The following is a 4,564-nucleotide window of genomic DNA, read 5'->3' on the forward strand; positions in this document are numbered from 1 at the left end:
GCCCTCAGAGCCCTCAGAGCCCTCAGCCACCTCGGTCACCTCAGAAGGCTCACGAGGAACAGGAACAGGACCCCCTGCGCGACCGCTGGCGGGCCGCGATGCGGCTCGCCCTGGACGAGGCCGAACTGGCCGGTCGGGGCGAGGACGTACCCGTCGGCGCCGTCGTGCTGTCTCCGGACGGCACGACGGTGCTCGCCACCGGGCACAACGAACGCGAGGCGGCCGGCGATCCGACCGCCCATGCCGAGGTACTGGCGATCCGTCGGGCTGCCGCGAGGACCGGCGAGTGGCGGCTCACCGGCTGCACGCTCGTCGTCACCCTCGAACCCTGCACGATGTGCGCCGGCGCGATCGTCCAGTCCCGCCTGGACCGCGTCGTCTACGGCGCCCGCGACGAGAAGGCGGGCGCGGCCGGCTCCCTCTGGGACGTCGTCCGCGACCGCCGCCTCAACCACCGGCCCGAGGTCGTCGCCGGTGTGCTCGACGAGGAGTGCGCCCGGCTGCTCACGGAGTTCTTTCGCGGCCGCTGAGCCTCTGCACGTCTCACCCCGCCTCGCCACGTCGCACCGCTTCCCGGCCGGATCGACCGCCGAATACGGATTTCCGGGCACGGCACATCGTGGGCTAGGATCTCTCTCGGTAGCGTGTCCGAGCGGCCGAAGGAGCTCGCCTCGAAAGCGAGTGTGGCGCAAGTCACCGAGGGTTCAAATCCCTCCGCTACCGCAGGTAGACGAAGGGCCCGGTCCACTGGACCGGGCCCTTCGTGCTGCTCCGTCTCAGTTTCCGTCTCAGTTCGCAGGTGATCACGGAGGGGGACCTAGATCTTCTCCCTCCGCAGCCTCGGGCCGCCTGTACCTCCAGCGCAGCGCCGGTGCGGGGCGGGGTGCCGCGTCCGTCCGGAGTGGCGAACAGCCAGTCCTCATCCGCCCACTTCTCCCCTGCCGCCGCGCGTTCGGCATCCTGCTTCGCTCGGTGAGCCCTCAGCATGCCTACAAGCTGCGCAGGCAGGCCAACTGCCCGACGCCCGGCACGGGACTTTGTGTCTGCCGTCTCCGGGTTCGTGCGCTGCCTCTGCGGGCAGTACCCGGTCTTACGACCGCAGGGGTTCCCGCATCCGTGGGCGTAGCGCGGGCGGCGACAACTCCGACGCACCATCAGCACTCCGCGTTCGGCGTCCGCATCGGTCCACTTCAGCCCAAGAGCCTCTCCCTGCCGGAGTCCGAGCGCCAGTGCCACGGCCCAGCGAGCGGAGTTGCGGCGGTCATCGGCGGCTCGCAGAAGCCGCTTCACCTCTTCAACGGTGTACGGCTCGATCTCCTCTTCGCTCACCCGGGGTGCCTTGGCGAGCCGTACAGGATTGCGTGCGAGGTGGCCGCGTCGTACCGCCTCATTGAGGGCGGTACGGAAGGTGAATCTCGTGATTCCTTGCTCAGTCGAGAAAGATCGTCAGATGAACCGCCCGGGGTTACACTCGCCGCCGGTGGCGGAGGCCCCAAAAGGCGCAGCGGGCCCCAGGACACAGACAGCAGACAGCAGACGCAGGGGGAGGCCGCGATGGCGGTGAATTCGAAGAAGATCGCCGTCTACGTAGTCGTCGTCTTCGTGCTGTACGTGATCATCACCGACCCCGCCAAGGCGGCCGACTACGTCCAGATAGGCTTCGAAGGCATCTCGAACGCCGCTCAGGCCGTCGGTGACTTCATGACCTGGATCGCCCACGGAGCCAAGGACTGACCAAGTCAGGCCGGCGAGTCCCCCGTATCCCCGTCGCCCTGGGAGTGCACGTGATCCGCCACCTGGTCCTCTTCAAGCTCAACGAAGGTGTCGAGCGGGAAGACCCGCGCGTCGTCGAGGGCGTCGCCGCCTTCCGTGCGCTCGGTGCGCGGATCCCCGAGCTGAAGTTCTGGGAGTGCGCGTGGAACATCACCGACCGCCCCATCGCGTACGACTTCGCGATCAACTCGGCGGTCGAGGACACGGACGCGCTCAAGCGGTACATCGAGCACCCGGCGCACCAGGCGGGCGTCGCGCTGTGGCGTGAGTTCGCCACGTGGGTGATCGCCGACTACGAGTTCTGAGCCGCGCCTCGCGCAGGCCCACACCCGCACCACCCCACACCACCGGCCCCTCGCCCAACGGCGGGGGGTTGTTTCATGCCCTTCCCCTTTCCGATCCCCGTCCTCAACACGGAGTCATGCGGTGCTTGCACACAGTGCACATGTCTTGTGATGCTATGACCGCTTTTGATCGAAGAGTTGACGCATGTGTCTGACGGACGTCGTTCGGACTTGTGCTTATGTTTTTCACGGGTTGACGGACCCAGAGGTGGAGTTGACCGTGCCGGCCAGTACCGCGCCTCAAGCACCTCCCCAGCAGAAGCCGCAGGCCCACGAACGGCTCGACGAGCCGGGCGATTCCCAGGAGGCGGGTCCGCAGCGCCGCCGCGGGGCCGACACCCGGGCCCTCACCCAGGTCCTCTTCGGCGAGCTCAAGGACCTCGAACCCGGCACCCCCGAACACGGCCGGGTCCGCACCGCGCTGATCGAGGCGAACCTCCCGCTCGTGCGGTACGCCGCCGCCCGCTTCCGGTCACGCAACGAGCCCATGGAGGACGTCGTCCAGGTCGGCACCATCGGCCTGATCAACGCCATCGACCGCTTCGACCCCGACCGGGGCGTGCAGTTCCCCACCTTCGCGATGCCCACCGTCGTCGGCGAGATCAAGCGGTACTTCCGCGACAACGTCCGCACGGTCCACGTACCGCGCCGGCTGCACGAGCTGTGGGTGCAGGTGAACAGCGCCACCGAGGACCTCACGACGGCGTTCGGGCGCACACCCACGACCGGCGAGATCGCCGAACGGCTGCGCATCACCGAGGACGAGGTGCTGGCCTGCATCGAGGCCGGGCGCTCGTACCACGCGACCTCCCTGGAAGCCGCCCAGGAGGGCGACGGACTGCCGGGCCTGCTCGACCGGCTCGGCTACGAGGACCCCGCACTGGACGGCGTGGAGCACCGGGACCTCGTACGGCACCTTCTCGTCCAACTCCCCGAACGGGAGCAGCGCATCCTTCTGCTGCGCTACTACAGCAATCTGACGCAGTCGCAGATCAGTGCGGAGCTCGGTGTCTCGCAGATGCATGTGTCGAGGCTGCTCGCCCGCAGTTTCGCTCGGCTGCGGTCCGCAAACAGGATCGAGGCGTAACCCGCAGGAGCGAATCACCCTCAAGACCCTTTCCTGACATTTCCACGTCCAAAAACCGTCAGACCCCCCTTTTCCAGGGCCTATTCCCCCGCTCTCTGTCGACATGTCACTACAGCGTGTTGCCGACATGTGACATTCTTCCGGTGACGCGTTTGCCGCAGCCTCGCCTCCGGTATTCAGGTGGAGGCTGCTTCCCTTCGACGGGAGCGTCCGCCGCGACCGTCCGCGACCCAAAGGGGGTGGCATGTCCGCAGAACAGGGCAGCTCGAAGGTGCTCACGCTCGAAAAGAGCGAATCCGCGCCCGACGTGCTTCACAGTGTCGTTGTCGAGGTACCGGCCGTCCCAGCCGCGCCAGCCCCGGCCTTCCCCCCGACCTCGGAAGCGATCGACACCCGCACCCTGTCCCGCTCCCTGTTCCTGCGGCTCGCCGCACTCGACGAGAACAGCCCCGAGCACGCCTATGTTCGAGACACCCTCATCGAGCTCAACCTCCCGCTGGTGCGTTACGCGGCCGCCCGTTTCCGGTCGCGCAACGAACCGATGGAGGACATCGTCCAGGTCGGCACCATCGGCCTGATCAAGGCGATCGACCGCTTCGACTGCGAACGAGGCGTGGAGTTCCCGACGTTCGCGATGCCGACCGTCGTGGGTGAGATCAAGCGGTTCTTCCGGGACACGTCGTGGTCGGTGCGGGTGCCGCGCAGACTCCAGGAGCTGCGGCTCGCGCTGACCAGGGCCAGCGACGAGCTCTCCCAGAAGCTGGACCGCTCGCCGACCGTCGCCGAACTCGCCACCGTGCTCGGCGTGTCCGAGGAGGATGTGGTCGACGGCCTGGCGGTGGGCAACGCCTACACGGCGTCGTCCCTCGACTCGCCGGCCCCCGAGGACGACGGCGGCGAGGGCTCTCTCGCGGACCGCCTCGGCTACGAGGACACGGCGCTGGAGGGCGTCGAGTACCGCGAGTCCCTGAAGCCGCTGCTCGCCAAACTCCCGCCTCGCGAGCGGCAGATCATCATGCTCCGCTTCTTCGCCAACATGACGCAGTCGCAGATCGGCGAGGAGGTCGGCATCTCGCAGATGCACGTCTCCCGGCTGCTCACGCGGACGCTGTCCCAGTTGCGGGAAGGCCTCATCTCCGACTGACCGGCCACCCGGGACCTCGCAACCGCCCGGGGACCCCACAACCGCCCCGGACTTCAAAGCTGCCCGAGGCTTCAAAATTGACGGGTCGTCAGCCACACTGGCGCGATGCGTCGACGGGTGGGACAGCAGTCGATACGTGGTCGCCGAGGTGCCCTGGGGGGTGCCTCGGCGGCCGCGGTCTGTCTGGGGGCGGCACTTGCCGCCTGCGCAGGCGGC

Annotated in this window: 5 protein-coding genes, 1 tRNA gene and 1 pseudogene; 6 read left to right on the forward strand and 1 reads right to left on the reverse strand. The window is 68.0% G+C overall.

Annotation, left to right across the window (positions count from 1 at the left end):
- Positions 1 to 98 precede the first annotated feature (98 nt).
- Positions 99 to 530 carry a tRNA adenosine(34) deaminase TadA gene (gene tadA, locus AOK01_RS22845; RefSeq protein WP_055514647.1) on the forward strand — a complete coding sequence of 144 codons (432 nt, stop codon included), beginning with the start codon at positions 99 to 101 and terminating at the stop codon, positions 528 to 530.
- A gap of 108 nt (positions 531 to 638) precedes the next feature.
- Positions 639 to 723: transfer RNA gene (locus AOK01_RS22850), tRNA-Ser, on the forward strand.
- Positions 724 to 870: 147 nt separating this feature from the next.
- On the opposite strand, the pseudogene AOK01_RS41540 reads toward AOK01_RS22850, so the two are convergent.
- Positions 871 to 1,410, reverse strand: a pseudogene (locus tag AOK01_RS41540) (tyrosine-type recombinase/integrase); the annotation flags it as partial.
- Between the two features lie 144 nt (positions 1,411 to 1,554).
- On the opposite strand from AOK01_RS41540, the gene AOK01_RS22855 reads away from it, so the two are divergent.
- The 4 genes from AOK01_RS22855 to AOK01_RS22870 all read left to right on the forward strand — a co-directional run bounded on the left by AOK01_RS22855 (position 1,555) and on the right by AOK01_RS22870 (position 4,348).
- Positions 1,555 to 1,734: a hypothetical protein gene (locus AOK01_RS22855; RefSeq protein WP_055514649.1), complete on the forward strand. Its 180-nt coding sequence runs from the start codon at positions 1,555 to 1,557 to the stop codon at positions 1,732 to 1,734.
- A gap of 50 nt (positions 1,735 to 1,784) precedes the next feature.
- Positions 1,785 to 2,078 (forward strand): Dabb family protein, encoded by a 294-nt coding sequence (locus AOK01_RS22860; RefSeq protein ID WP_055514651.1) that lies wholly within the window; start codon positions 1,785 to 1,787, stop codon positions 2,076 to 2,078.
- A 259-nt stretch (positions 2,079 to 2,337) separates the two neighbouring features.
- Positions 2,338 to 3,204, forward strand: coding sequence for an RNA polymerase sigma factor SigF (locus tag AOK01_RS22865; protein WP_055514655.1), 867 nt, complete (start codon positions 2,338 to 2,340; stop codon positions 3,202 to 3,204).
- Positions 3,205 to 3,448: 244 nt separating this feature from the next.
- The gene (locus tag AOK01_RS22870) at positions 3,449 to 4,348 is read left to right on the forward strand and encodes an RNA polymerase sigma factor SigF (RefSeq protein ID WP_055514653.1); all 900 of its coding nucleotides are present in this window, start codon (positions 3,449 to 3,451) and stop codon (positions 4,346 to 4,348) included.
- Positions 4,349 to 4,564: the final 216 nt, after the last annotated feature.

The organism is Streptomyces aurantiacus (assembly GCF_001418335.1).
Classification (GTDB): domain Bacteria; phylum Actinomycetota; class Actinomycetes; order Streptomycetales; family Streptomycetaceae; genus Streptomyces; species Streptomyces aurantiacus.

Excerpts from the sequence above, each read along its gene's own strand:
- AOK01_RS22870 (WP_055514653.1), top strand. The coding sequence starts at position 3,449 with ATGTCCGCAGAACAGGGCAGCTCGAAGGTGCTCACGCTCGAAAAGAGC.
- AOK01_RS22855 (WP_055514649.1), top strand. The coding sequence starts at position 1,555 with ATGGCGGTGAATTCGAAGAAGATCGCCGTCTACGTAGTCGTCGTCTTC.
- tadA (WP_055514647.1), top strand. The coding sequence starts at position 99 with ATGCGGCTCGCCCTGGACGAGGCCGAACTGGCCGGTCGGGGCGAGGAC.